Origin of the sequence: Dietzia sp. E1 (genome assembly GCF_014145015.1) — a bacterium.
GTDB lineage: Bacteria > Actinomycetota > Actinomycetes > Mycobacteriales > Mycobacteriaceae > Dietzia > Dietzia cinnamea_A.
Genome location: NZ_JAALDU010000160.1, coordinates 1 through 23,001 on the forward strand (window position 1 = coordinate 1; position 23,001 = coordinate 23,001).

At 70.3% G+C, this 23,001-nt stretch carries 22 protein-coding genes and 1 pseudogene; 11 read left to right on the forward strand and 12 right to left on the reverse strand.

Annotated features, from left to right (window positions below; genetic code table 11):
- The 4 genes from G6030_RS06620 to G6030_RS06635 all read left to right on the forward strand — a co-directional run.
- Positions 1–1,608: AAA family ATPase (locus tag G6030_RS06620; protein WP_182642593.1), on the forward strand; the 1,608-nt coding region annotated here is incomplete at its 5' end.
- Entirely contained in the window at positions 1,605–2,924 is a 1,320-nt protein-coding gene (locus G6030_RS06625; RefSeq protein WP_347238597.1) for a hypothetical protein, read from the forward strand. The genes G6030_RS06620 and G6030_RS06625, both read left to right, overlap by 4 nt.
- Positions 2,921–4,105 (forward strand): SGNH/GDSL hydrolase family protein, encoded by a 1,185-nt coding sequence (locus G6030_RS06630; RefSeq protein ID WP_182642594.1) that lies wholly within the window; start codon positions 2,921–2,923, stop codon positions 4,103–4,105. Before G6030_RS06625 ends, G6030_RS06630 begins: the two co-directional genes overlap by 4 nt.
- Positions 4,106–4,154: 49 nt before the next feature.
- Positions 4,155–5,375 (forward strand): acetyl-CoA C-acetyltransferase, encoded by a 1,221-nt coding sequence (locus tag G6030_RS06635; RefSeq protein ID WP_069389598.1) that lies wholly within the window; start codon positions 4,155–4,157, stop codon positions 5,373–5,375.
- Between the two features lie 291 nt (positions 5,376–5,666).
- Here G6030_RS06635 and G6030_RS06640 read toward each other — a convergent pair whose 3' ends face one another.
- From G6030_RS06640 to G6030_RS06660, 5 genes are all read right to left on the reverse strand, one after another.
- On the reverse strand, positions 5,667–6,530 hold the full coding sequence (locus G6030_RS06640) for a Bax inhibitor-1/YccA family protein (protein WP_182642595.1): 864 nt from the start codon (positions 6,528–6,530) through the stop codon (positions 5,667–5,669).
- 223 nt (positions 6,531–6,753) lie between these two features.
- On the reverse strand, positions 6,754–7,578 hold the full coding sequence (locus tag G6030_RS06645; RefSeq protein ID WP_206680896.1) for an excalibur calcium-binding domain-containing protein: 825 nt from the start codon (positions 7,576–7,578) through the stop codon (positions 6,754–6,756).
- Positions 7,579–7,718: 140 nt separating this feature from the next.
- Positions 7,719–8,552, reverse strand: a complete 834-nt coding sequence (locus tag G6030_RS06650) for a hypothetical protein (RefSeq protein WP_182642596.1) — start codon at positions 8,550–8,552, stop codon at positions 7,719–7,721.
- Positions 8,549–9,280, reverse strand: a complete 732-nt coding sequence (locus tag G6030_RS06655) for an ABC transporter ATP-binding protein (protein WP_241724210.1) — start codon at positions 9,278–9,280, stop codon at positions 8,549–8,551. The genes G6030_RS06650 and G6030_RS06655 overlap by 4 nt, the downstream gene beginning before the upstream one ends.
- Before the next feature lies 1 nt (position 9,281).
- A complete protein-coding gene (locus G6030_RS06660) occupies positions 9,282–9,677 on the reverse strand; it encodes a GntR family transcriptional regulator (RefSeq protein WP_182642598.1) in 396 nt (131 codons plus the stop codon).
- Between the two features lie 147 nt (positions 9,678–9,824).
- Here G6030_RS06660 and G6030_RS06665 point away from each other — a divergent pair, with 147 nt between their 5' ends.
- Both G6030_RS06665 and G6030_RS06670 read left to right on the forward strand, forming a co-directional pair.
- Positions 9,825–10,316, forward strand: coding sequence for a flavodoxin domain-containing protein (locus G6030_RS06665; protein ID WP_182642599.1), 492 nt, complete (start codon positions 9,825–9,827; stop codon positions 10,314–10,316).
- A 215-nt stretch (positions 10,317–10,531) separates the two neighbouring features.
- The gene (locus tag G6030_RS06670) at positions 10,532–10,702 is read left to right on the forward strand and encodes a hypothetical protein (protein WP_096905156.1); all 171 of its coding nucleotides are present in this window, start codon (positions 10,532–10,534) and stop codon (positions 10,700–10,702) included.
- A 216-nt stretch (positions 10,703–10,918) separates the two neighbouring features.
- Here the strand turns inward: G6030_RS06670 and G6030_RS06675 are convergent, their stop codons facing one another.
- From G6030_RS06675 to G6030_RS16430, 3 genes are all read right to left on the reverse strand, one after another.
- Complete coding sequence (locus G6030_RS06675) at positions 10,919–11,059, reverse strand: hypothetical protein (RefSeq protein WP_156776371.1); 141 nt, start codon at positions 11,057–11,059, stop codon at positions 10,919–10,921.
- Positions 11,060–11,124: 65 nt separating this feature from the next.
- Entirely contained in the window at positions 11,125–11,736 is a 612-nt protein-coding gene (locus G6030_RS16425; RefSeq protein WP_241724211.1) for a family 1 glycosylhydrolase, read from the reverse strand.
- Complete coding sequence (locus G6030_RS16430; RefSeq protein WP_241724212.1) at positions 11,709–12,506, reverse strand: family 1 glycosylhydrolase; 798 nt, start codon at positions 12,504–12,506, stop codon at positions 11,709–11,711. Before G6030_RS16430 ends, G6030_RS16425 begins: the two co-directional genes overlap by 28 nt.
- A gap of 157 nt (positions 12,507–12,663) precedes the next feature.
- On the opposite strand from G6030_RS16430, the gene G6030_RS06685 reads away from it, so the two are divergent.
- The gene (locus tag G6030_RS06685) at positions 12,664–14,388 is read left to right on the forward strand and encodes an MFS transporter (RefSeq protein ID WP_347238598.1); all 1,725 of its coding nucleotides are present in this window, start codon (positions 12,664–12,666) and stop codon (positions 14,386–14,388) included.
- Positions 14,381–14,998 (forward strand): TetR/AcrR family transcriptional regulator, encoded by a 618-nt coding sequence (locus tag G6030_RS06690; RefSeq protein WP_182642600.1) that lies wholly within the window; start codon positions 14,381–14,383, stop codon positions 14,996–14,998. Before G6030_RS06685 ends, G6030_RS06690 begins: the two co-directional genes overlap by 8 nt.
- A gap of 73 nt (positions 14,999–15,071) precedes the next feature.
- Here G6030_RS06690 and G6030_RS06695 read toward each other — a convergent pair whose 3' ends face one another.
- From G6030_RS06695 to G6030_RS06710, 4 genes and pseudogenes are all read right to left on the reverse strand, one after another.
- Positions 15,072–16,412, reverse strand: a complete 1,341-nt coding sequence (locus G6030_RS06695) for a hypothetical protein (RefSeq protein WP_182642601.1) — start codon at positions 16,410–16,412, stop codon at positions 15,072–15,074.
- Positions 16,413–16,579: 167 nt separating this feature from the next.
- Positions 16,580–17,650, reverse strand: a pseudogene (locus G6030_RS16865) (sterol desaturase family protein).
- Between the two features lie 130 nt (positions 17,651–17,780).
- Positions 17,781–19,244 carry an MDR family MFS transporter gene (locus G6030_RS06705; RefSeq protein WP_206680897.1) on the reverse strand — a complete coding sequence of 488 codons (1,464 nt, stop codon included), beginning with the start codon at positions 19,242–19,244 and terminating at the stop codon, positions 17,781–17,783.
- A gap of 174 nt (positions 19,245–19,418) precedes the next feature.
- A complete protein-coding gene (locus G6030_RS06710; RefSeq protein ID WP_182642603.1) occupies positions 19,419–20,396 on the reverse strand; it encodes a bile acid:sodium symporter in 978 nt (325 codons plus the stop codon).
- Positions 20,397–20,454: 58 nt separating this feature from the next.
- Here G6030_RS06710 and G6030_RS06715 point away from each other — a divergent pair, with 58 nt between their 5' ends.
- The 3 genes from G6030_RS06715 to G6030_RS06725 form a co-directional block, all read left to right on the forward strand.
- Complete coding sequence (locus G6030_RS06715) at positions 20,455–21,282, forward strand: AraC family transcriptional regulator (protein WP_347238599.1); 828 nt, start codon at positions 20,455–20,457, stop codon at positions 21,280–21,282.
- 121 nt (positions 21,283–21,403) lie between these two features.
- Complete coding sequence (locus G6030_RS06720; protein ID WP_182642605.1) at positions 21,404–22,432, forward strand: iron-siderophore ABC transporter substrate-binding protein; 1,029 nt, start codon at positions 21,404–21,406, stop codon at positions 22,430–22,432.
- A gap of 86 nt (positions 22,433–22,518) precedes the next feature.
- Positions 22,519–23,001: iron chelate uptake ABC transporter family permease subunit (locus G6030_RS06725; protein ID WP_182642609.1), on the forward strand; the 483-nt coding region annotated here is incomplete at its 3' end.

A 23,001-nucleotide genomic window follows, 5' to 3' on the forward strand; every position in this document is an offset into this window, starting at 1 on the left:
TTCCAGCCGATCGTCAAGCACGAGCACAAGACGCGGATCCGCGACGCGTTCGCCGACCTCATCGGCGGGCCGTCCGGGATCGACGAGCTCGACATCGACCAGGACCTGCACCGGATCTCCGAGGTGCTGTCCGCTCAGCTCGGTCAGCCCGTCGACTGGTACCGCGGCTCTGTTGCCAACCAGTGGCAGCGGCACCGCGACGACCACTCCCGCCGCGCGTGGCTCGTGCGGCCCGGCCGGGGTGGCGTCGGCCAGTCCGGGCAGTGGGTCGCGCAGAACCGCATCGCACTGCCCGCCTCGCACCTGCCGCGCATCCCCGCCCACGCCAGCCGGCTCGAGGTCTCCCAGGCCGTCGAGCAGGGCTACCCGCACCTGGACTATCAGGCGCGCTTCCAGCTCACCGCGGAGCTGCACACGTTCCTGTCCCGGATGAGCCCGCAGGACGTGGTGGCCACCGTCGCCGACGCCAAGCTGCACCTGGGCACCCTCACCGACGACCTCGGGTACGTGGAGGACGGCGGGCAGCAGCTCGAGCGGTCCGTGCTGTGGAGCTCCGTCACCCTCGATCTCGAGTCCCTGCCGAGCCCCCTGTCCGAGCTGATCGGCGAACCCGGCACCGTCGTCGACCTCACCGACGGGCTCGACGCGCTGCTGTCGGCCATGCACCCGGGGCGCCACTCCGCCGCGTCGCAGGTCGCGGAGGCCCCCGCCGCGGGCGCGGTGCCCACGCTGCCCGAGGTCACCGACGAGCTCGCTGACGGCCTGCACATGCCGCGCAAGGAGCTGCAGGAGATCGTCGACACGCTGCAGCAGCGTCAGCAGATCGTGTTCTACGGCCCGCCCGGTACCGGCAAGACGTACCTCGCCCAGGAGCTCGCGCGCTTCCTCGCCGGTCCCGACGACCCGAGCCGCGTCCAGCTGGTGCAATTCCACCCGAGCTACGCCTACGAGGACTTCTTCGAGGGCTACCGCCCCACCCTCACCGAATCCGGTCAGCCGGGCTTCGCGCTGCAGGCCGGCCCGCTGCGTCGGCAGGCCGCGCGCGCGACGTCCGAGTCCGGGCGGGAGCACCCGAGCTTCCTCATCATCGACGAGATGAACCGCGCCGACCTCGCGCGCGTGTTCGGCGAGATGTACTTCCTGCTCGAGTACCGCGACCGCACCGTCCTGCCCCAGTACTCCCCCGACACGTCGTTCCGGCTGCCGCGCAACCTGTTCATCATCGGCACCATGAACACCGCGGACCGCTCGATCGCCATGGTCGACGCGGCCATCCGCCGGCGCTTCGCGTTCATGGAACTGCACCCCGACACCCCGCCGGTCGCCGGTGTGCTGCGCCGTCACCTCGAGGCGCGCGGCGCGTCGACCGAGCCGGCGGAGCTGCTCGAGGCACTCAACTCGGAGATCGACGACTCCGACCGCGACCTGCGGATCGGGCCGTCGTACTTCATGAAGGACCAGGCCACCGAGCCCGGCGGCCTCGAGGCGATCTGGCGGTACGACCTGCTGCCGCTGCTCGAGGAGCACTACTACGGGCGACTCACCCGCGCCGAGGTCCACGAGCGGTTCGGCCTGGCGGCACTGCGCCGCAAGATCGGGCGGGCGTGACCACGACCTCGACGGGTCCGGGGGCGTCGCAGCTGATGGCCCTGGAGTTCGACGAGTTCGACCGACGGGGCCGGCTCGTCACCCTGAGCTGGGAGGGCGCGCAACACCTGTCGCAGACCGGGCTGGTGGAGGTCCTGCCCGCCGGCCGCGACACGTGGCGGCTCATCCCCAGCGGCGCCGTGGGGTCGGTGCGGGTCGAGGGCCTGTCCGTGCGGGTCCTGCCCGCCGCGAGCCTCGGGCTGACGCAGTTGTTCTTCCTGCTGGACCACGCGGCCGACGACGCATTCCTGTCCTCGGCGGTCCAGGCGCGGGACGACGACGAGCTGTGGCCCTCCGTCGCCGAGTCGATGGCCCGATTGGCGCACCAGGCGTTGGCCGCCGGGCTGCTGCGGGGGTACCGCAGGGTCGACGAGGCGCTGACCACCGTGCGAGGCAGGATCCGGCTCGGGGACCAGATCCGCCGCCATCCGGGCATGACCATCCCGCTCGAGGTCACGTACTCCGAGTTCACGCCGGACATCGCGGAGAACCGCATCCTGCGCACGGCCGCGCACCGCCTGCAGTTCCTGCCCGAGCTGCCCGACGCGACCCGCCGCCGGCTCGCCATGGTCGACGCCAGGTTGTCCGACGCCTCGCTCATCGGTCAGGGGGCGCCGGTGCCCGCGTGGACGCCGAGCCGGCTCAACGCCCGGTTCCAGGACGCGCTGTCGCTCGCGGACCGCATCGTGCGGCGCATCTCGGTGGAGGTCGAGGACGGCCACGCGGCGTCGGCCGCGTTCGTCACCGAGATGCCGGAGCTGTTCGAACGGTACGTGGAGGCCGAGCTGACCGCCGCCCTCGACGGGCGGGGCGGGCGGCTACTGCACAACCCCGTCGTCAATCTGGACTCCGGTACCGAGGCCGACGGTGACACCCCGTCCGGCCGTCACCGCGCCTCCACCGGGGACGGTGACCACATCTCCGTGCGGACCGGGTTGGTGTACGAGGTCGACGGCGAGCCGGTCGCCACGTTCGTACCGACCTATCCCACGGACCGCCGGACCCGCGCGGCCGAGCACTACCGGCTGTTGGCCGCCTGCACGGCGCTCGGCGTGGACCGCGCGTACCTGGTGTACCCCGCCCAGCGGCGTGACGATTTCCCCCAGCCGCGGCGGATCGTGCACACGGACATCTCGATCGTCGAGTACCCCGTCGACCTCTCGGGCGGCCCCGCCGACAGCCGTCGGGCTATCGTCGAGTTGGCCGAGCACGCGCGCACCCTCGCGTGTGCACCCGCCGCCCGCCACCGCACGGAAGGGAGACGACACGCCAGATGAACGACGCCGATGATCCCGCCCGCCGACTCATGGTGAGTCTCGCGCTGGCCGCGGTGGGGACGGTCGGCGCGTATCGCGGCGCGTACGAGGTGCTCGCACAGCAGGCCAGGATCGCCCGCCGGGTGATCCCGAAGCCCACCTCCCGCCCCTACGACGGCGACGGGCTGTACCGCCCCGGGGCGGTGTCTCCAGATCCGTGGCGGCCGGGCATGACGTGCGACGTCCACATGATGATCTTCGGCGACTCGCTGGCCGCCGGGCTGGGCGCCGACTCTCCCGACGAACTACCGGGAGTGCTGCTGGCCCGCGGTCTCGCCGAGGAGGCCGGCTGGGACGTCCGGTTGAGCATCAAGGCGATCGTCGGTGCCACCTCCAAGGGGCTGGCCGGGCAGGTCGAGGCGATGCAGGTCGCGCACGGCCGGCCGGACATCTCCGTGATCCTCATCGGCGGCAACGACATCACCTCGCGCAACGCGATCGGCCCGTCGGCACGCCGCGTCGGGGAAGCCGTGCAGGCCCTACGTGATGGCGGTTCCCACGTCGTGGTGGGCACGTGTCCGGACCTGGGCATCATCAAGCCGGTGCCGCAGCCGCTGCGTTCTGTCATGGCCACGCTCAGCCGGCGGCTGGCCGCCGCGCAGGCCGTGCAGGTCCGCCGGGCCGGGGGCGTCCCGGTGTCGCTGGCCGAGACCCTGGCCCCCGAGTTCCACCGCCGCGGCGAGAGTCTGTTCTCCCCCGACCGCTTCCACCCCAACTCGGCCGGCTACGAGCTCGCCGCCGGCCTGCTGCTGCCCGCGGTCTGTGTGGCGCTGGGCGTGTGGGACGAGGTGCCCGAGGAGCATCTGCCGCACGATGCCGCCGAGGCCGCCGCGTCACTCGAGGCCGCGGACGTCGCCGCCGAGGCCGCCGAACCGGCCGACGCCTCCGGCCCTGCCGAACACCGTGAGTCCGTTGTCGCCCGCCTCACCAAACGCCTCACCGACTTCGTCCGCACCCACGAGGACACGGGCGACGAGGGCGAGAACGCGTTCCTGCATAATGAGGACGTGGACACCGATCCAGAGAGCACGGGGGATGCCCGCGAGGCCGCGGACACCCTCCGGCGACGGAGCCGGATCCTCCGGTTGGCACGCCTCACCCGGGACGACCCCCACCCGGGCGAACCGACCGACCAGACCTGAACCTCACCTGCCGCACACGAAGCAGCCACCAGACACGAAGGAGCCTTCCATGCCGGAAGCCGTGATCGTCTCGTACGCCCGTTCCCCCATCGGGCGCGCCAACAAGGGTTCCCTCGTGGGCATCCGCTCCGACGACCTCACCGCCCAGATGGTCAAGGCCGCGCTGGACAAGATCCCCGCGCTCGACCCCACCGAGATCGACGACCTCATGCTGGGCTGCGGCCTGCCGGGCGGCGAGCAGGGCTTCAACATGGGCCGTGTCGTCTCCGTGCTCGCCGGCCTGGACACCGTCCCGGGCACCACCGTGAACCGCTACTGCTCCTCCTCGCTGCAGACCACCCGTATGGCGCTGCACGCGATCAAGGCCGGCGAGGGTGACGTGTTCATCTCCGCCGGTGTGGAGACCGTCTCCAACTTCTCCAAGGGCACCGCCGACCACTGGCCGGACACACACAACCCGATCTTCGCCGACGCCGAGGCCCGCACCGCCACGCGCGCAGAGGGCGGCGCCGAGACCTGGACCGACCCGCGGGTGAACGGCCAGCTCCCCGACGTCTACATCCCCATGGGCCAGACCGCCGAGAACGTCGCCCAGATGACCGGCATCACCCGCGAGGACCAGGACCACTGGGGCGTGCGCTCGCACTCCCGCGCCCTCGACGCGATCGAGCGTGGCCACTTCGCCAACGAGATCGCCCCGGTCACCATGCCCGACGGCACCGTCGTCTCCACCGACGACGGCCCGCGCGCCGGCACGACCTACGAGAAGGTCTCGCAGCTCAACCCGGTCTTCCGCCCCGATGGCACCATCACCGCCGGCAACTGCTGCCCGCTCAACGACGGTGCCGCCGCCCTGGTGATCATGTCCGACACCAAGGCCAAGGAGCTGGGCCTGACCCCGCTCGCGCGCGTCGTCTCCACCGGCGTGTCCGGCCTGTCGCCCGAGATCATGGGCCTGGGGCCGATCGAGGCCGTCAAGAACGCCCTGCGGATCGCCGGCAAGTCGATCTCCGACATCGACCTGTTCGAGATCAACGAGGCGTTCGCCGTGCAGGTGCTCGGCTCGGCCCGCGAGCTCGGCATCGAGGAGGACAAGCTCAACATCAACGGCGGTGCCATCGCGCTCGGCCACCCCTTCGGTATGACGGGCGCCCGCATCACCGCGTCGCTGCTCAACAACCTGCAGGCCGAGGACAAGCAGTTCGGCGTCGAGACCATGTGCGTCGGCGGCGGCCAGGGCATGGCGATGGTGCTCGAGCGCCTCAGCTGATCCCACCCGGCGCGGCCTGAGCCCGCGCCACCCCGCGGCACTGCGAGCGCCCCGGGCACGCTTCTCTCGAGGAAGTGTGCCCGGGGCGCTCTCGTCGTTGGTCCTGCAGCCGGCTACCCCGGCGGCGCCCGCGGGGTGTACGAGGCGGGCCGGGCACGCCGGCCGCCGCCGGAACCCCATCGCCGCCACGCCCGAAATGCCGACGACCCCGGCTCCCCTCGCGGGGGCCGGGGCCGTGGGATTCGCCGGAACCTGACCTGATCAGTCAGGCAGCGCTACAGCTCGCGCCGGTCAGTCGCGGAAGTAGCTCATGAGGCGGAGGATCTCGACGTACAGCCACACCAGGGTGACCGTGAGGCCGAGCGCGACGCCCCACGCCATCTTGGACGGGGCACCGGCGCGCACGAGGCGGTCGGCGTTGTCGAAGTCCATCAGGAAGCTGAACGCGGCCAGGCCGATGCACAGGAGGCAGAAACCGATCGCGATCGGGCCACCGTCGTACAGCGGGTTGGTGCCGGTGAACAGGCTCAGCACGATGCTGCCCAGGGCCGCGAACAGCACGCCGACGATCGCGGCAGACATGAAGCGGGTGAACTTGGGCGTCACGCGCACGGCGCCGGTCTTGTAGACGAACAGCATGCCCACGAAGACGCCGATGGTGCCGAGGATCGCGGCACCCACCGCGCCGAGGACGCCGCCGGTCCCCTGCAGGTCGATGGTGAACAGGTACGTCGCCGCGCCGACGAACAGCCCCTCGAGGGCGCCGTAGGCCAGGGTGACGGGCGCGGAGTCCATCTTGCGCGCGAAGGTGGCGATCAGAACGGTGATCAGGCCGCCGATGCCGCCGACCAGGATGAACGGGAACAGCAGCCCCGGGTTCATCGTGATCAGGTAGAAGGAGATCGTGCCGACGATGGCGAGCAGGCCGAGCGTCGTGCCGGTCTTCGCGACGACGTCATCGATCGTCATGGGCCGCGTGTCGGCGGCGAACTGCGGGTGCGCCTGCGGGGCACCGTAACCGGCCTGGGCACCGAAGCCCTGCTGGCCGTACTGGCCCTGCTGGAAGGCGCCACGGCCGGCACCACCGAGGTGGGTGGCGCCGCGGGCACTGTCCGTGGACAGTGAACTGAAGACCGGGTTGCTGCTGGTGCGCATCGAGGTCCCTTCGGAATTGTCGGGGAAGGTCGTTGGTCGAGAGTCCCCGCCGGGTCACCGACGAATCACTCGTACATGTGCAACGCGCGGGCTCACCTGTGTGTTCCCGGCGCCGATACACATCTTGCCCGATCCGTTCGCCCGGCCCGGAACGACTCACGGAAACGACGACGACGACGAGGATTTCAGCGCCGAGCGATCCTGCGGTCGCTGGCGGCGCGGATCATTCGCAGGCGACACCGTCGTTGTCGCGGTCCAGTGTCGAGGCGTACCCCGGTTGTCCGCGGTACAGCGGCGCGACGCCGGCGGCCCGGGCCGCCGAACAGTTGGCGTAGGACGCCGCCTGCGGGACCGGCTCGGCGACCGGGGCGGGCGCGTAGGTCTGCGGCGGGGCGTACGTCTGGACCGGTGCGGGCGCGTACGTGGGCTCGGGGGCCACCGGCTGCCGGGGCGCGGACTCCGACTCGACTGCGACGGGCGTGACCGGGGTCGCCGAGGCCGGTGAACTCGTGGGGGCTTGCGTCACGGTGGTCGTCGGCGCTGCGGCCCGGGCCGTGGTGGTGACGGTGCTGGTCGCGGCCACCGGGCTCGAGGCCGGGGTCGGCGAGGGCGCGGGCGTGGGCATCAGTGCCGCGCCGACGATGAACATGGCCACCGAGACGGAGCCGACCACCGGCCAGCGACGGGTGAACGGGCGCAGCGGGGTGTTCCAGGTTAGCGGGCTCAGCGCGTCCGGGGCGACGAAGCCGGACATCGATTGCGCGGCGAGAGCGGCCTGCCGGTCGAGTTGGAAGTCCTCCTCGGCGTGGGTGCGGTCCTCACGCTCGCAGAAGACCCACCACCCGCCCGCCACGGCCATGGCCAGACCGATGAGCGCCATCGCCACCGACTCGAGGACGCCGCTGCCGAGCGTTCCGAGCGCCCCCACCAGTATGATCCCGCCCATGACCAGGCCGGCCCAGGCGAGGACCGGCTTCCAGACGGGAGGCGTGAGGTAGGTGGGCTCGGTCAAGGTCGGACGGGCCATGGAGGGCAGGACGATCGGCATGCTCGCGGTCTTTCGAGGGAGGTGAGGGGCCCGCGGCGGCCAACGGACGACGCGCGGTGAGGATGTGAACACTACTCCACCGCGCGCTGCCCGCCAAAGAAATCCTTATCCAGACCGGGGTCGGCCCCGCGCAGGGTCCACTACCCCAGCGCCACCTTGTGGTTCCACGATCGCGCGGTGCGCCAGAGGCAGAACGCCGCCACCGCGACCAGGGAGACCACGAACCCGACCGGCATGACCTCGCTGGTCGTGTTCCCCGCGGCGAGCTCGCCGACAAGGTCGAACCGGACGAGGCCCAGGGTCTCGCCCTCTGCCTCCCCCACCCCGAACGGGATCACGAGCATGCCGAGCAGGGCAAGGACCTGGCTGGCGATGTAGACCGCGACGAACACCACCACGGGCCCGCCGGCACCGAGTCCGGCCAGTCGCCGCTCGTGCCCCACCGAGACGGCGAAGTAGTAGTACACCGGCCAGACGAGGAACCAGGCCAGCACCAGTGCCAACCCGGCGGCGATCATCCACCCCGGGGTCACGGCGGTGACCGTGGACCACGCCTCGGTCAGCGTCGACCACGACGGCGCGGTGCCCCCGGACCGCTGCGAGTTCGCCCACCACGCGAGCAGCGCGAGCACGACGGTCAGGACGATCGCCGCCAGCGAGGCGAACATCGCCCACGCCAGCTTGGCCCGGAAGATGCGGGCCCCGCGGACCGGGATCGAGTGCGTGAAGTAGCCCGTCCGGCCGTAACCGGAGCGCCAGTAGTCGGCGGCGAGGGCCAACTGGACGGCCGGGACCGCCACGACCGCGGCGAGCATGCCCGCGGCCAGCCCGAGCTCGGACAGGAGCGGCCATCCCGAGGCACCGAGCAGGCTGCCCAGCACGCCGACCAGCGCGATCAACCCGAAGAGGGTCGCGAGCGGACCGCGCGTGCGCAGCCACTCGTGCTTGAGGAGTGTTGTCGTCGTCGCTCTCATCGGTAGGTCTCCCTGAAGATCTGATCGAGGCTGGCGCCGCGGCTGCCGCGGAGGTCGTCGGCGTCGCCGGAGAGCAGGACGCGGCCGTGGCGCATCATGACGGCGGCGTCGAGGATCGGCTCGAGGTCGTGGACGAGGTGGGTGGTGATGAGCAGGAGCGAGTCCTCGGAGAGGTTGCGTACGATCCCGTCGAGGATCACCTGACGCGCGGCCGGGTCGACGCCCGAGATGGGCTCGTCGAGGAGGAACACGCGCGCGTCGCGGGACATGGCCAGTGCGATCTGGACCTTCTCGCGCATGCCCTTGGACATCTGCTTGAGCCGCGCGGACTCGCTCAGGCCGAAGAAGCCGATGAGGTCGCGCGCCTTCTCGGGCTGGAAATCGGCGAAGAAGTCCGTGTACAGCTCGAGGCAGTAGCTCACCCGCGCGGCGTCGGGGAGGAAGCTCGTGTCGGGCAGGTAGGACACGAGGGCCTTGGATTCCGGGCCGGGGACGTGACCCGCGATCCGCACGTCGCCGGAGTACCCGGCCAGGGCGCCGGCGAGGATCTTGAGCAGCGTGGTCTTCCCGCAGCCATTCTCGCCCAGCAGGCCCACGATCTGCCCCGGGGTCAGGGTCATGTCCAGGCCGTCGAGGGCGGTGGTGGCGCCGTACGTCATGCGGAGACCAGTGGCCTCGACGAGTGTAGTGGCAGGGCTCGCGGTGGCGGCGTGGTCGGTGGCGCTCATGTCAGGCACCTCCGTCGTGCTCATCGGTAGTGGTGTGTTCATGGGTGTCCCATCTGTGATCGAGCAGCGTTCGGGCTTTGGCGTGCGCCATTCCCAGGCCGCGGACGCGCCGGATGAAGGCGTCGGCGGCATCGGTCGCGAGATCGGCGCGGACCTCGTCGATCCGTTCCTCGTCGTGCGTCACGAACCGCCCGGTGGCCCGCTCGGACCGGCACAGTTCGAGCCGTTCCAGTTCCGCGAGGGCCCGCTGGGCGGTGTTGGGGTTGACGCCGAGATCGGCCGCCAACTCCCGGACGCCGGGCATCTTCTCCCCGGCCGCCCACTCCCCGGTCACGATGCGCCGCGAGAACTCCCCGACGAGCTGCACCCAGATCGGGGACGAGTTGTCGAACTGCATCGCCGCCCCGCTTCCGTGTTGCTGTATTAGATGCTTAATACAGTGACATCAGGCGGGGCGCTTGTCAAAAAGTGGATGCTGACGAGCCGTTGTGCGGGGCGGTCCGGAGGCGCAGACTGAGGCAAGGACCTGCGGAAAGGGCCGGCCATGAACGCACTCGTCGTGTACGAATCCGCGTGGGGGAACACCAGGCTCGTCGCCGAGGCGATCAGCGACGGCCTGTCCCCTCACCTGACCGCCGAGGTGGTGGCCGCCCACGAAGCGCCGCCGCTCGCCGAACTCAAGGTGGACCTCCTCGTGGTGGGCGCGCCGACCCACGCGTTCGGGCTACCCCGCGACGGCACCCGCGAGGACGCCCACGCCCGCGGCGGCGAGCTGATCCCGTCGGGAGTGCGCGAGTGGCTCGACGCCGCCGGGCCCGCCTCCCTCGCGGTGGCCACCTTCGACACCCACGTCCGCCATCCCGACCTCCCCGGCCATGCAGGCAAGAAGGCCGCAAAGAAGCTACGCAAGCTCGGCTGCCACCCGGTGACGGATCCCGAGACCTTCTACGTGGACGGCTACCAGGGCCCGCTCCTGCCCGGCGAGCTGGAGCGCGCGAGGGAACGGGGAGACGGCCTGACGCGCGGCGACTGGTGAGCCGGGCCGGGTGTCGGCGGGGTGGGCTTCGAGGGAAGCGACGACGACGAGGTCGACCACCCCGCCCACGCCGCAGGTGCAGGGCGTGCCGAACCGGCAGGGTTGACCGATACCCCTAGGGGTATGTAATCTCGGGGCATCAGCCAGTCGGATCATCGGCCGGCGGTCGGCGCGATTCACGCCGACGACAACCCCACCCCCTGAGGAGTCTCATCATGTGCCGTCCCGCCACCTGCAAGAAGTGCGGCAAGACCACCTGGGCCGGATGCGGAATGCACGTCGACCAGGTGATGGCCGGTGTGCCCAAGGCCGACCGCTGCCCGGGCCACGAGTCGGACGTCCCCGCCGTCAAGGACGGCTTCTTCGCCAAGATGTTCAGCAGGTAGTCCCGACCGCCGCCGTCGAGCCTGGCGGAATTCGATCCGCATTCGATCCGCCCCTCGGATTTCGACCTGCGTTCGATCCGCCCCTCGGATTTCGATCCACGCTGCGGCCCCCGCGCGCAGAAGAAAATCCGACGGGCGGATCGGGGCGTTTCGGACAGGGACTATCGGGGGTCGTCGGCCGGGAGTCGTTGGCCGGGGGCCGCCAGTCGGGGCTCGTCAGCTGGCGATACCGAAACGGGCCGCGAGGTACGGGATCAGGCCCATGCACTCCGGTGTGAGAGCGAGGCACGCGGGCTCATCCGGCCCGGGGCCGAACAGAAAACGCAGCGGATTCTCGATCGAGCCGGCGGGAAACATCTCATCGGTCCTCTCGTGGTCAACGGGCGGGTCCACTAGGGAAATCGCGTGTGAGGTCGATCCTGTTATCGCCCTGCCAGCGTCGTCAAGGGCCCTTCTGCCGACACCGGCCCGATGCAGCTGTCCGGGATTGTGGCCAGCGAACACCACGCAGACGGCAGCACCGGACGGTATCCGTCGGGCACTCCCCCGCCCGCGATGATCTCGCGGTAGGCGTCGACGCCCGACGTGGGTTGGCGTGTCAGGGTCGGGTCGGTGAGCACGTCCACCCTGTACAGCCCGAACCGCGCCGAGTAGTCGCCCCATTCGTAGTTGTCGACCAGTGACCAGTGGTTGTAGCCGATCACGTGGTAGCCGTCCGCCACGGCCCGCTGCAGCCAGAAGACCGTGTCGCGCAGGAAGTCGCCCCGCTCGATCCCGTCGGCGCGCCCACCGTTGAGAGTCGGCATCCCGTTCTCCACGATGTAGATCGGTTTTCGCGGGTAGGCGTGGGCGTAGTGCGTGATCGCCTCGTAGATCCCCTCCGGCTGTGGCCGCACGGCCGCGAAGTCGTCCCACGCGGCGTTGATGGCGGTGAGGTTGTTCAGCGCGACGCCGTAGTAGTAGTCGATGCCGACGTAGTCCACGACGTCGGCCATCCTGTCCCCGATCAGCGTGTCGGTGAACTCGGTGGCCATGGGAGATAGGCCTCGTTCATGGTGACCATCGCGGCCGGGTCGGCCCGGTGGGCGGCAGCGTAGCCGAGCCGGTGGGCGGCCTCGATGGTGTCGAGGAAGCGGGAGAAGTCGGTGAAGGCGACCCGGCCGATGGTCATCTCGTGTTTGAAGAACACCAGCGGCTCGTTGAACGTCACCCACATGGTGCCGGCGCCGGCCCACCGGTCGGTGATGAGGTCGGCGAAGCGGCCGAACGATCCCACCGCGTTGTCCGCGAGCATCCCGCCCCGGTCGGCCAGCCACCCGGGGTAGACGAAGTGCACCATCGTGATCATGGGGGTCATGCCATGTAGGCGGACCGCGTCGATGATCCGGTCGTAGTGTCTGAGGGCCTCGTCGTCGTACTTCCCCGGCGCGGGTTCGATCCGCGCCCACTCCACGCTCAGCCGGAAGGTGTTCACGCCCATCGCCGCGGCGTTGGCGATGTCCTCCTCATAGCGGTTCCAGAAGTCCACCGCGTCACCCACCGGGTCGGTCTGACCCGTCAGCGAGGTCGCGTCGACATACCGCTTCCAGTTGGAGTCCGGGTTCGAGCCCTCCACCTGGAAGCCCGACGTGGCGACGCCCCAGTGGAAGCCGGAGCCCGGTGCGGCCGGTCGCCCACCAGGCTGGGCCGCTGCGCTCGGCTGCAGCTGCGGGGCCACTGCCACGGCGAGGACGAGCGCCAGCAGCAGCGGAAGCGCCCTCCGGATGATCGTCGGATGCCCTGCCCATTCCGCGCGTCCGCTCATGGGTGAACCCTAGGAAGTACCCCGGCAGACGGCAGCGGAATGACCCAAGTGGGCGAACCGCGAGCGTTCCCGACGGTGGCACGCCCCACAGTTCTGGCCACCTGGCCAAAACAGGTTGGCCAGGTGGCCAACCTCGTGTCAGGATGGTCTTCGCCGGGTGCGGATCTCCCCGGCATCGCTGCGTGCACGCCGCCCGCAGTCCGACCGCCCTGGAGAGGCACTCGTTTCCCCCGCACGCCGCTGGACGGCCCTGCTCGTCCTCGTCCTTCCCGTTCTGCTGATCTCGATCGACATGTCCGTGCTCGGTATCGCCGTGCCCGCGCTGTCCGCAGACCTGCGGCCGACGTCGAACCAACTGCTCTGGATCATCGACCTCTACTCGTTCCTGCTCGCGGGCCTGCTGATCTTCACGGGCTCACTCGGAGACCGGATCGGCCGCAAACGGATCCTCATGATCGGCGCACCCCTGTTCGGCGTCGCCTCCCTCGTGGCCGCGTTCTCCACCAGTCCGGAGATGCTGATCGTCGGCCGTGCGCTGCTCGGCATCGGCGGCGCGACCCTCATGCCGTCCACGCTCGGCCTGATCCGCGCGATCTTCCCGGGCCGCACCGAGCGACGCACCGCCATCGCCGTGTGGGCCACCGCGTTCTCCGGCGGCGCCGCACTGGGCCCCGTGGTCGGCGGGCTGCTGCTGGAGAACTTCTGGTGGGGCTCGGTCTTCCTCCTGAACGTCCCGGTCATCGCGCTGTTCCTCCTGACCGCCCCGTTCCTGCTCCCCGAGGCGAAGGACCCCAACCCGGGCCCGTTCGACCCGACCTCCGTCATCCTCTCGATCGCGGGCATGATCTCGCTGGTCTACGCCCTCAAGACCGGCGTGAAGGGAGTCGACGGGGCGGTGCTCGTCGCCTTCGTTCTGGGTGCTGCCGCGCTGGTCTGGTTCGTGACCCGTCAGCGCCGCCGCGAGAACCCCATGATCGACGTGTCCCTGTTCGGGAACTTCGCGTTCTCCTCGGCGGTGTCGATCAACGTGATCTCGGTGTTCGCGTTCATGGGGCTGATGTTCTTCCTCCCGCAGTACCTCATGCTGGTGCGCGGCATGGGCTCGGCTGAGGCCGGTCTGTGGATGCTGCCGCTCGCGGTGGCCGCCGTCGTCGGCACACTGCTGGCCCCGGTCCTGGCGCGGACGGTCTCGGTGCGCACCGTGATCATGACGGGTCTGTCGCTCGTGATCGTCGGGTTCGTCATCGGCACCCGGTTGGACACCGCCGAGACGATGCTCCTCTTCACGCTCCTGTCGGCCCTGTTCGGCATCGGCGTGGGTCTGGCCGAGACCCTGACGAACGACGTCATCCTCACTGCCGCCCCGAGTGACCGCGCCGGCGCCGCCGCGGCGATCTCCGAGACCGGCTACGAGTTCGGCGGCGCGATGGGCACCGCCGTACTCGGCACCGCGGGGATGGCCGTGTACTCGAGCCGCGTGGTCGAGACCGCTACCCTGCCCGGCATGGACGCCGACTCCGCGAACGCCGCTTCCCAGACCCTGGCCGGCGCCCACGAGATCGCGGAAACGATGCCCGGCGGCGGCGCTCGTCTCCTGGAGATCGCCGATTCCGCCTTCCTGGCGGGCATGGACCTCGTGGCCGCGATCGGTATCGGGACGGCGGCGATCACTCTGATACTGGCCTGGCGCGGCCTGCGCTCGGAGTCGCGAGCGGCCGGAGCGGTCGGGGCGGCCGGGGCGGCCGGAGCAGCCGGGGCGGCGCCGGTAGAGGATTACGACGCCGAGGCCGCCCACGCGACGGGAGGGCCGGAGGCGAACCTGCCGTACATGCCACCCGCCGCACGCGCGGACCCCGCCGATTCCGAGGTGACCCGTGGCTGACGCTCGCCGCGCACAGGTGCCGATCGAACAGCGCCGCCGGGAACTCACCGAGACCGCGGTGACGGTGATGGCTCGGGACGGGGCGTGGGCGCTCACCACGCGGGCCCTGGCCAAGGAGGCCGGGGTGCCCCACGGGTCCGTCCACTACGCGTTCTCATCGAAGGACGAGCTGATGCGCTCGGTGCTGCGTCTGGACCTGACGCACCTGTCGGACCTGGTCCAGACGCAGCAGGACCGGCCGGTACACGGACCCGACGACGTGACCGCCGCCGTGGCCGAACTCTTCGCGGCCTACGCGGATTCCGTCCTCGCCGATCCGATGACCGAGATCGCCTACTTCGAGTTGTCTCTGATGGCGGCCCGCGACGAGCAGCTGCGGGCTCTGGCCGCGCAGTCCCACCAGGAGTACCGACGGATCATCGTGACCCTGCTCAGCAGCCTGGCCGAGCGTGCGGGCCTGCGGTGGGACGCCGACGTGGTGCTGGTGGCCGAGCAGGCGATGACGCTGATGTTCGGGGCGGCGCTGGGTTGGTTCGAACTGCGCGACGACGCCCTGTTCCGGGCTGTGCTCGACGATGCCGCCGGGATGGTCGGTCGCCGACTCGTCTGAGTCGCCTGGACCGCTCAGCTCAGCGCACCGTCTCCAGCCGGCTTGAGCTCGTCACGGAACGCATGCTCCGTCGTCAGTTTCCCCGCGGATTGCCTCCGGGGTAGTGAGCGCTTGAGGTCGGTTCGGACATCTCTTTCGGGGTGTCCACCTTCACCTGGGTCTCAATAGAATCAGGACCGCCCTCGGACTCGGCCGACCCCCCTGTGTCGAGCCTGCGATCCGCGGCGCTCTGAAGCGCGCGACCCAGTGCACCGAGACGAGAGAAACTGCTATCGACCGCCCGGTCTCCGGCCGCATCAATTCTCTGCGCGGTCGCCTGAATCCGCTTGCCCAGCTCCCCGGCGGCTTCCCCCAGCGTCGGCCGCTCGGCTTCGTGCCATCCCACGGCCTGCAGCTGACGAGCCCGCGAGAATTCGTCGAGGGCGTTCTTCAGGACCTCTGCTGACTCCTCGAGCTTGTTCGTGGAGATCACCCGGTGGATCTCGAGCGGCCGGACGACTGACGCCGCGCTCAGGGTGGCGTTCACGGAGGTGTAGAGCTCTTCGTCGAGCCGGGCGGAGTCTGCCAAGATCTGCCGCGCGGAGAGGACCGTGGACTCCAGGAACTCCGGCTCCGTCCGCTGGACGTGCGCCACGCGCAACTGCTGGAACTTGAACATCGCGTCTTCAACCACTACGAGGAGGTTCAACGTCTCGTCGATACGATGCGAGTTCACCAGGGCGCTGACCGCGTCGGCGCGCTGATTGATCGGCGCGGAGACAACGACTTCGGCTAACGCGTTGGACACGTGCTTACGTAGCTGGTTCATCGTCACCGACAACTGGGAACCGACCGCAGCGACAGCATTCCAATCGGAGGTCGTCACGACTCCCGACTCGTCGAGTAGGTGGCAGTAGTGCGTGAGCATCTCGTGCAGCCCCAACACGTTGCCGACCTGGTCGGCTCGCGCGAGCTTGAGAAGAGCATCAACTTTGCCCTCCACGCGCTTGACGGCGCTCACGACCTCCGCGATGGCCATGCGGAGGGCGAACTGCACGGCGAGCATCTGCACGTTCACCAACTGGGCGGGATTCACCGGCTTGCCGGTGAATCGGACGTGGTGCGCGATCTTCGATCCCGACCTCGTCATACCGAGGTACGTATGAGCACCGTTCTTGGCCGGGATGAGCCCTTCACGGGCGAGGTGCGGCAGGCTCTCTTTGGCGACCTGCATGTAGACGCCGCCCTGCGCGGCCCGCCGGACTCCGTCGGCGACGGCGAGTGCGGCCGCCGCGTCTGCAGCCCGTCGTCCGCTGAGCATCGAGGTCGACACCTGGGCGCCGGCGCCCCTCAGCTGCTCCACGTAGGCCAGGGCCGCTTCCGTGGGGCCCGCTATGACGACCTCACCGTCTTCGATGTAGAGATCGAGTCCCACATCACCGTCGACACTTCGTCGGCCAGCGTCATCAGTCACCGTGTTGCTCCCCGTCCGTCGGTACCCGCGAGATGCTACGGGAGCGGTACGACGAGTTATAATTACTTGCCCGCATGGGGAGACGTTGCATGCGGACCCCGCCGAGCCGTCCCGGACATCACCGGGCCCTACGCCCTCCGCGCCCCGGCCCACCCCGGCCCACGCATCAGGTACCCCGCGCGGTCGCGCCAGGTCTGCGCGCGGAAGATGTCGCGCCCGATCGCGACCCATTCATGCGTGGCGATCCGTAGCGGGTTGAACGTGTCGATGTTGGTGGTCAGCCCGTAGACCACGTCCTCGCGCTCGGGTTCGTAGGTACCGAACAGCCGGTCCCAGATGATGAGGATGCTGCCGTGGTTGCGGTCGAGGTACCGCCGGTTGCTGCCGTGGTGCACGCGGTGGTGCGAGGGCGAGTTGAGCACCTTCTCCAGCGGCCCGATCGACCGCACCGTCTCGGTGTGGACCCAGAACTGGTAGATGAGGTTGATCGCGCGGGCGTCCATGACGATCGCCGGCCGCACCCCGAGCAGCGAGAGCAACCCGTACGGCACGTAGATCGTCAGCGCCTCGGCGACGGGCTGGCGCAGCGCCGTCGACAGGTTCTAGCGCTCGCTCGAGTGATGCACGACGTGCATGGCCCAGAGCCAGCGCGATTCGTGGGCGAGGCGGTGGTTGCAGTAGTAGATGAGGTCCCAACCGAGGATCCCTACCGCGTACGCCAGCGGCCCGGACCCCAGGTCAAGCGGGGACGTCCGGAAGAGCCGCGAACTCGCGGTCTGCGCGCTCCACAGCGTGGAGACCATCACCACGGTGGAGGCCACCGCGGTGACCGCCGAGCCGCCGGTGATCCGACGCAGGGCGGGCGGGACCGCCGCGCCGGTGTCACCGTCTGCGTCGGGACCGGGGCCGGAGGACGACGACGACAACGACCCCGCCTCACCCAGACCCGACCTGCGATGGCGTCGGAGGACGTCTCCGGCGGTGGCCACGGCCGCCGCCCCGAGGGACAGGCCCATCACGGCTTTCGCGCATCGGCCTGTCCGCGGGGTGAGCGGCGAGAGCACCGTGGCGGAGATGTAGGGGGCGAGCAGACTCCCCACGCCCATCGAGAGGCTCGCCATGGTGTCGGCGAACTCGTAGTCCCCCGCCCGCTCCCCGACGGCCGGGTTGCGCTTCTGCCACGCGTATTCGGCCGCCATCGCCCCGACGAACGCCGGGATGGCCAGGACCGTCAGATCAACCTTCACGCCATCCAGGGTATGGCGTGGGTCACTCCGGCGGGCGATCGACCGGCTACGCCCGGGCTGCCGGCTACACCCGAACTGCCGGTTACGCCGAGGCGGTCTCCTGCGCCGCGGCGTTCTCGGACCCCTCGGCCGTCGGCGCCGAGGCAGGCCCCTCGGTCTGCGCGCTGTTGCGGACGAACCACACGCCGACCACGGTGATGAGCGAGATGCACGCTCCCAGCAGAAGTGCGTTGTGGACGCCGGTCATCTGCGCGGCGACGTCTCCCAGGCCGGACTCGGCGCCGGAGACGATGCCCAGCGTCATGACGGTGATGAACAGCGCCGTGCCCGCGGCGGCGGCGACCTGCTGCAGGGTGTTGAGCAACGCCGACCCGTGCGAGTACAGGTGCGGCGGCAGGGAGCCGAGCGCGGAGGTCATGAGCGGCGAGAAGAGGAACGCCAGGCCCACGCTGAGCACGATGTGCCAGACGACGACCGTGACCAGCGAACTGTCGGCGGAGAAGAACGTGTACATCCCCCACAGGCCGGCGGACGCGAGGATGGAGCCGGGGATGATGAGCGGCCGGGGGCCGATCCGGTCGAACGCGCGGCCGACGAACCAGCCGAGCACGCCCATGATCAGGCCGCCGGGCAGCAGTGCCAGCCCGGAGTTCAGGGTGCTGGTGCCCACGACCTGCTGCATGTAGAGCGGCAGCAGGATGAGGGTGCCGAACAGCGACATCATCGAGATGAGCATGAGGGCCAGGCTCACGGTGAAGGTCGGGAACGCGAACGCCCGCACGTCGAGCAGCGCGTAGTCCTTGAGCGAGAGCTGACGCCAGACGAACACGGCCAGGGCGACCACGCCGATCGCCACGGGGATCCACGGCGAGATGAGGGCGTTGTCGCTGGCGGCCTCGCCGATCGAGCTGAGACCGAAGATGAGGCCGGCGAAGCCGATCGCCGAGAGGACGCCGGAGAGGATGTCGAGCGGGATGCGCCGGGGCTCGGTGACGTTGCGGATCAGCACCGCTCCGGCCACGAGTGCCAGCACACCGATGGGCAGCACGGACCAGAACATCCAGCGCCAGCTGAGCACGTCCAGCACCAGGCCACCCACGGTGGGTCCGATGGCCGGGGCGACGGCGATCACGATGGAGATGACGCCCATGGTGCGGCCGCGACGGTCGGCGGGAACCACGTTGAGCACGGTGGTCATGAGCAGCGGGATCATGATGGCGGTGCCGACCGCCTGGACGACCCGGCCGGCGACGAGCATGGGGAACACCATGGCCAGCGACGCCAGCAGGGTGCCCGCGGTGAACGTGCTCATCGCGATGACGAACACGGACCGCAGCGGCAGGCGCACTAGCAGCCACCCGGTGAACGGGATGACCACCGCCATCGTGAGCATGAACGCGGTGGTCAGCCACTGCGCGGTGGCGGCGGTGACCGCGAACTCACCCATGAGCTCGGGCAGTGCCACGGACATGATGGTCTCGTTGAGGATCACCACGAACGCGGCGCCGACGAGCAGGGCGATGAGCCGCACGGTGGCGGCGGGCATGGGCGGGGAGGCCTGCGGGGCCCGGGCCGCCTGTGCGGAATGGGGGGTGGCGGAGACTTCAGACGTCACGGTCGTCCTCTGGGATTGCGGTGTAAGCAGAGAGCAGAATCCGGCGCCGGCGGAGCCGCGCACGGGAACCCTATGAAGCTACCGGAACCACGCGCCCGACGCCCGTCAAGTGACCGGCGTTACCTCGGGGATGAGTCGCGGGACGAGCCGGACGAGGACGACCATGGCGACGAGCTCGACGAGGGTCTGGGTGACGACGACGAGGGCTGCCAGATCGAACGCCGCGGGCACTGCCAGAACCAGCGGGAGGACGACCAGGGAATTACGGGTCGCGCCACTGAACGCGATCGCCCGCCTGCCCGGCACATCGAGGCGCGCCAGCCGCCCGGCCGCCATGCCCACCGGCACCATGACCATGACGAACGCCACGTACACCGGGACCACCTGCACCAGCGCGCCGAGCCGCTCGCTGACCGCGCTGATCTGGGAGGCGACCACGAGCGCGAGCGTGGCGACCATGAGCGGGACCATCGCCGCGGCCGCGCCCTGCGCCACCGCCCTCGCGACCCGGGCACCGCGGCCGGCGACGAACTGCGTCAGCGCCGCAGCCGCGAGAGGCAGCGCGATGAGCAGCACGAACGCCCGGACGAATGGCTCAAGCTCCACCGTCGCAACGAATTTGGATCCGACGAACAGCCACAGGTACAGCGGCAGCAGCACCATCTGGGCGAGCATGAGCAGCGGGGTCGCGGCCAGGAGCCGGTGCACGTCGGCCCCGGCGAGGCCGGCAAACACGAGGACGTAGTCGATACACGGGGTCAGCAGGACGAACAGCACGCCCACCAGGAGCACCCGGTCGTGGGCGACGATCCGCGTCAGCAGCCAGACGATCGGCGGCACCAGCAGAAAGTTGACCGCGAGGATCGTGCCGAGGAAACGCCAGTCGCGGAAGGACCGACCGATGCGCGCGAACGGGATGCAGAGGAACGTCGCGTACAGCAGCAGCGCGAGCACGGGCTGGATCGCGAGCTCCGCCGGGCCGGCCACCGCGGGCGCGAGCACCCCGACGACCCCGCCCAGGACGAGTCCCGCCAGGTAGAGCGACACCTGGTGCCGCTCCATCCACTCCACGCTCGCGCGCATGCTCCCCCTCACGCCGGCCGCCAGTCCCCGCCGGTCAGATCAGGTCTACCCTGGCCGCGTGGAGACGCGCACACTGCCCGTGTACGAGGCGGGCGCGGTGGTGATGCCGTTCGTCATCACGGGCATGGCCGAGCGCGTGGACCGCGACACCGTGTGGGAGCCGCACTCGCACCCCACGCACGAGCTGCTGTGGAATCGCGCCGGGGCGTCGACCGCGACCATCGGCGCGCGCACCTGGACCATCACGCCGTCGATCGGGCTGTGGATCCCCGCGGGGGTCCTGCACTCGGCCACGGCGCCGGCGGGCACCTGGTACCGCACGGCCCACGTCGACACGCGGACCCGCTCACCCCTGCCGGGAGACCCCGTGGCGGTGGAGGTGACCCCGCTGCTGACCCTGCTGCTCGAGCGCCTGGTCGACCAGACACTCCAACCGGGCTCGCGGGAGCTCACCGAGCAGATGGTGTTCGACCTGCTCGAGCCCTCACCGCACGCCCTGCTCGTGCAGCGCCCGGCCTCCGCGCTGCTCCGCCCGATCGTCGACGCACTCGAGGTGAACCCCGGCGACACCCGCTCGCTCGGTGAGTGGGCGGCCCGGCTCTCGGTGAGCGAACGGACCGTGACCCGGGCGTTCCGCGCCGAGACGGGGCTGAGCTTCGGTGCGTGGCAGGCGGCGCTGCGCGCGCAGCACGCCGCCGTGATGCTCGGCGGCGGGATGCCGGTCGACGAGGTCGCGGTGCGGGTCGGTTACAGCTCCGCCAGCGCGTTCGGCGCGGCGTTCCGCCGGACCACCGGCCTCACCCCGGGGCAGTTCCGCGGGGCGGGCGACGCGGACGGGCCCGCGACCGGCTCACCCCTGTCCGAATCGCTATACCCGGCGTCCTGATCAAGCGATTGCGCCGCCGACCAGCCGGGTCGTAACGTCTTAGGCCAGCCTCACCTAACGCCGATGGTGGTGTCGGGTGGGCCGCCCTGTCGACCTTCTTGAGAGTGAGAGAGCCGCCCTGATGCGTTCTCGCGGTATTGCCTCTGTCCTGATCGCCTCCACGGCCGCGCTGGTGTTGACCGCGTGCGGGTCGTCGTCCGAGGCCGACTCCCCCGGCGGTGCCGCCGCGTCCGGCGACTCCGGGGCGTTCCCCGTCGTCGTCGAACACGCCCTCGGCACCACGACCATCGAGCAGGCACCCGAACGGGTGGCCACCGTCGCGTGGGCCAACCACGAGGTGCCGCTCGCCCTCGGCGTCGTGCCCGTGGGCATGGCCGCCGCGAACTTCGGCGACGACGACGGCGACGGCATGCTGCCGTGGGTCGAGGAGAAACTCGAGGAGCTCGGCGGAGAGCCCCCCGTGCTGTTCGACGAGACCGACGGCATCGACTTCGAGGCCGTGGCCGACACCGACCCCGACGTCATCCTCGCCGCCTACTCGGGCCTCACGCAGGAGGACTACGACACCCTCAGCCAGATCGCCCCGGTCGTGGCGTACCCGGAGGAGGCGTGGGCCACCTCGTGGCGTGACGTCATCACCTTCAACGCCAAGGGTCTGGGCCTCGAGGCCGAGGGCACCGAGCTCATCTCCCGGATCGAGGGCGAGATCGACGAGGCGACCGCCGAGTACCCGGAGCTCGAGGGCACCGCGACGATGTTCATGACGCACGTCGACCCGACCGACCTGTCGACGGTGAACTTCTACACCGCCGCCGACACCCGCGCCGCGTTTTTCGAGGACCTCGGCCTAACCACCCCGAAGGCGGTCGCCGAGGCGTCGGCCGGCGGAAAGTTCTCCGGCAGCGTGTCCGCCGAGCAGCTCGACATGTTCGACGACGTCGAGCTCATCGTCACCTACGGCGACCAGGAGCTCGTCGACACCCTGCGCGCCGACCCGCTGCTCTCGCAGATGCCGGCGGTGGAGAACGACGCGATCGTGTTCCTCGACGGCAACGGCCCCATGGGCACCGCCGCGAACCCCACGCCGCTGGCCATCTCGTGGGTGCTCGACGACTACGTCGCGCAGCTGGCGGAGGCCGCCGGCAAGTGACCGCCGACCCGGCCACGGCCGCAGCCCCCGCGTCGGGCGTCGCACAGTCTGCTGTCCAGGCTGTGCGGCGCCCGGCGCGCGTTCGTGTGGCCTGGCTCCTGGTGACGATCGCGGTCCTCGTCGTCGTCGTCATCGCCTCGGTGTCCATCGGCTCCCGCGCGGTGACTCTCGACGAGATCGTCGCCGCGCTGGGCGGCTCCACCGACGGCCTCGGCGAGGCCGCGGTGACCAAGCGCGTGTGGCGCACCGTCCTGGCCGTCCTCGTGGGCGCGGCGCTCGGCGTGGCCGGCGCGGTGATGCAGGGCGTGACCCGCAACCCGCTCGCCGACCCGGGGATCCTGGGCGTGACCATGGGCGCGTCGCTGGCCGTGGTGGTGGGCATCGCGTGGTTCGGCCTGTGGACCTACACCGGCTACATCTGGGCCGCGATCGTCGGCGCGGCGATCACCGCGGTGTTCGTCTACGTCGTGGGCTCGCTCGGCCGCGGTGGGGCGACCCCGCTCAAGCTCGCGCTGGCCGGCACGGCGACCTCCGCGGCGGCGTCGTCGTTCATCAGCGCCGTCGTGCTG

What these genes read in the sequence shown, in the direction of transcription:
- G6030_RS06630 (WP_182642594.1), top strand. Translation starts at nt 2,921, where the DNA reads ATGAACGACGCCGATGATCCCGCCCGCCGACTCATGGTGAGTCTCGCG.
- G6030_RS06635 (WP_069389598.1), top strand. Translation starts at nt 4,155, where the DNA reads ATGCCGGAAGCCGTGATCGTCTCGTACGCCCGTTCCCCCATCGGGCGC.
- G6030_RS06640 (WP_182642595.1), bottom strand. Translation starts at nt 6,530, where the DNA reads ATGCGCACCAGCAGCAACCCGGTCTTCAGTTCACTGTCCACGGACAGT.
- G6030_RS06645 (WP_206680896.1), bottom strand. Translation starts at nt 7,578, where the DNA reads ATGCCGATCGTCCTGCCCTCCATGGCCCGTCCGACCTTGACCGAGCCC.
- G6030_RS06650 (WP_182642596.1), bottom strand. Translation starts at nt 8,552, where the DNA reads ATGAGAGCGACGACGACAACACTCCTCAAGCACGAGTGGCTGCGCACG.
- G6030_RS06655 (WP_241724210.1), bottom strand. Translation starts at nt 9,280, where the DNA reads ATGAGCGCCACCGACCACGCCGCCACCGCGAGCCCTGCCACTACACTC.
- G6030_RS06660 (WP_182642598.1), bottom strand. Translation starts at nt 9,677, where the DNA reads ATGCAGTTCGACAACTCGTCCCCGATCTGGGTGCAGCTCGTCGGGGAG.
- G6030_RS06665 (WP_182642599.1), top strand. Translation starts at nt 9,825, where the DNA reads ATGAACGCACTCGTCGTGTACGAATCCGCGTGGGGGAACACCAGGCTC.
- G6030_RS06670 (WP_096905156.1), top strand. Translation starts at nt 10,532, where the DNA reads ATGTGCCGTCCCGCCACCTGCAAGAAGTGCGGCAAGACCACCTGGGCC.
- G6030_RS06675 (WP_156776371.1), bottom strand. Translation starts at nt 11,059, where the DNA reads ATGTTTCCCGCCGGCTCGATCGAGAATCCGCTGCGTTTTCTGTTCGGC.
- G6030_RS16425 (WP_241724211.1), bottom strand. Translation starts at nt 11,736, where the DNA reads ATGGCCACCGAGTTCACCGACACGCTGATCGGGGACAGGATGGCCGAC.
- G6030_RS16430 (WP_241724212.1), bottom strand. Translation starts at nt 12,506, where the DNA reads ATGAGCGGACGCGCGGAATGGGCAGGGCATCCGACGATCATCCGGAGG.
- G6030_RS06705 (WP_206680897.1), bottom strand. Translation starts at nt 19,244, where the DNA reads ATGCCCGCCGCCACCGTGCGGCTCATCGCCCTGCTCGTCGGCGCCGCG.
- G6030_RS06710 (WP_182642603.1), bottom strand. Translation starts at nt 20,396, where the DNA reads ATGCGCGCGAGCGTGGAGTGGATGGAGCGGCACCAGGTGTCGCTCTAC.
- G6030_RS06720 (WP_182642605.1), top strand. Translation starts at nt 21,404, where the DNA reads ATGCGTTCTCGCGGTATTGCCTCTGTCCTGATCGCCTCCACGGCCGCG.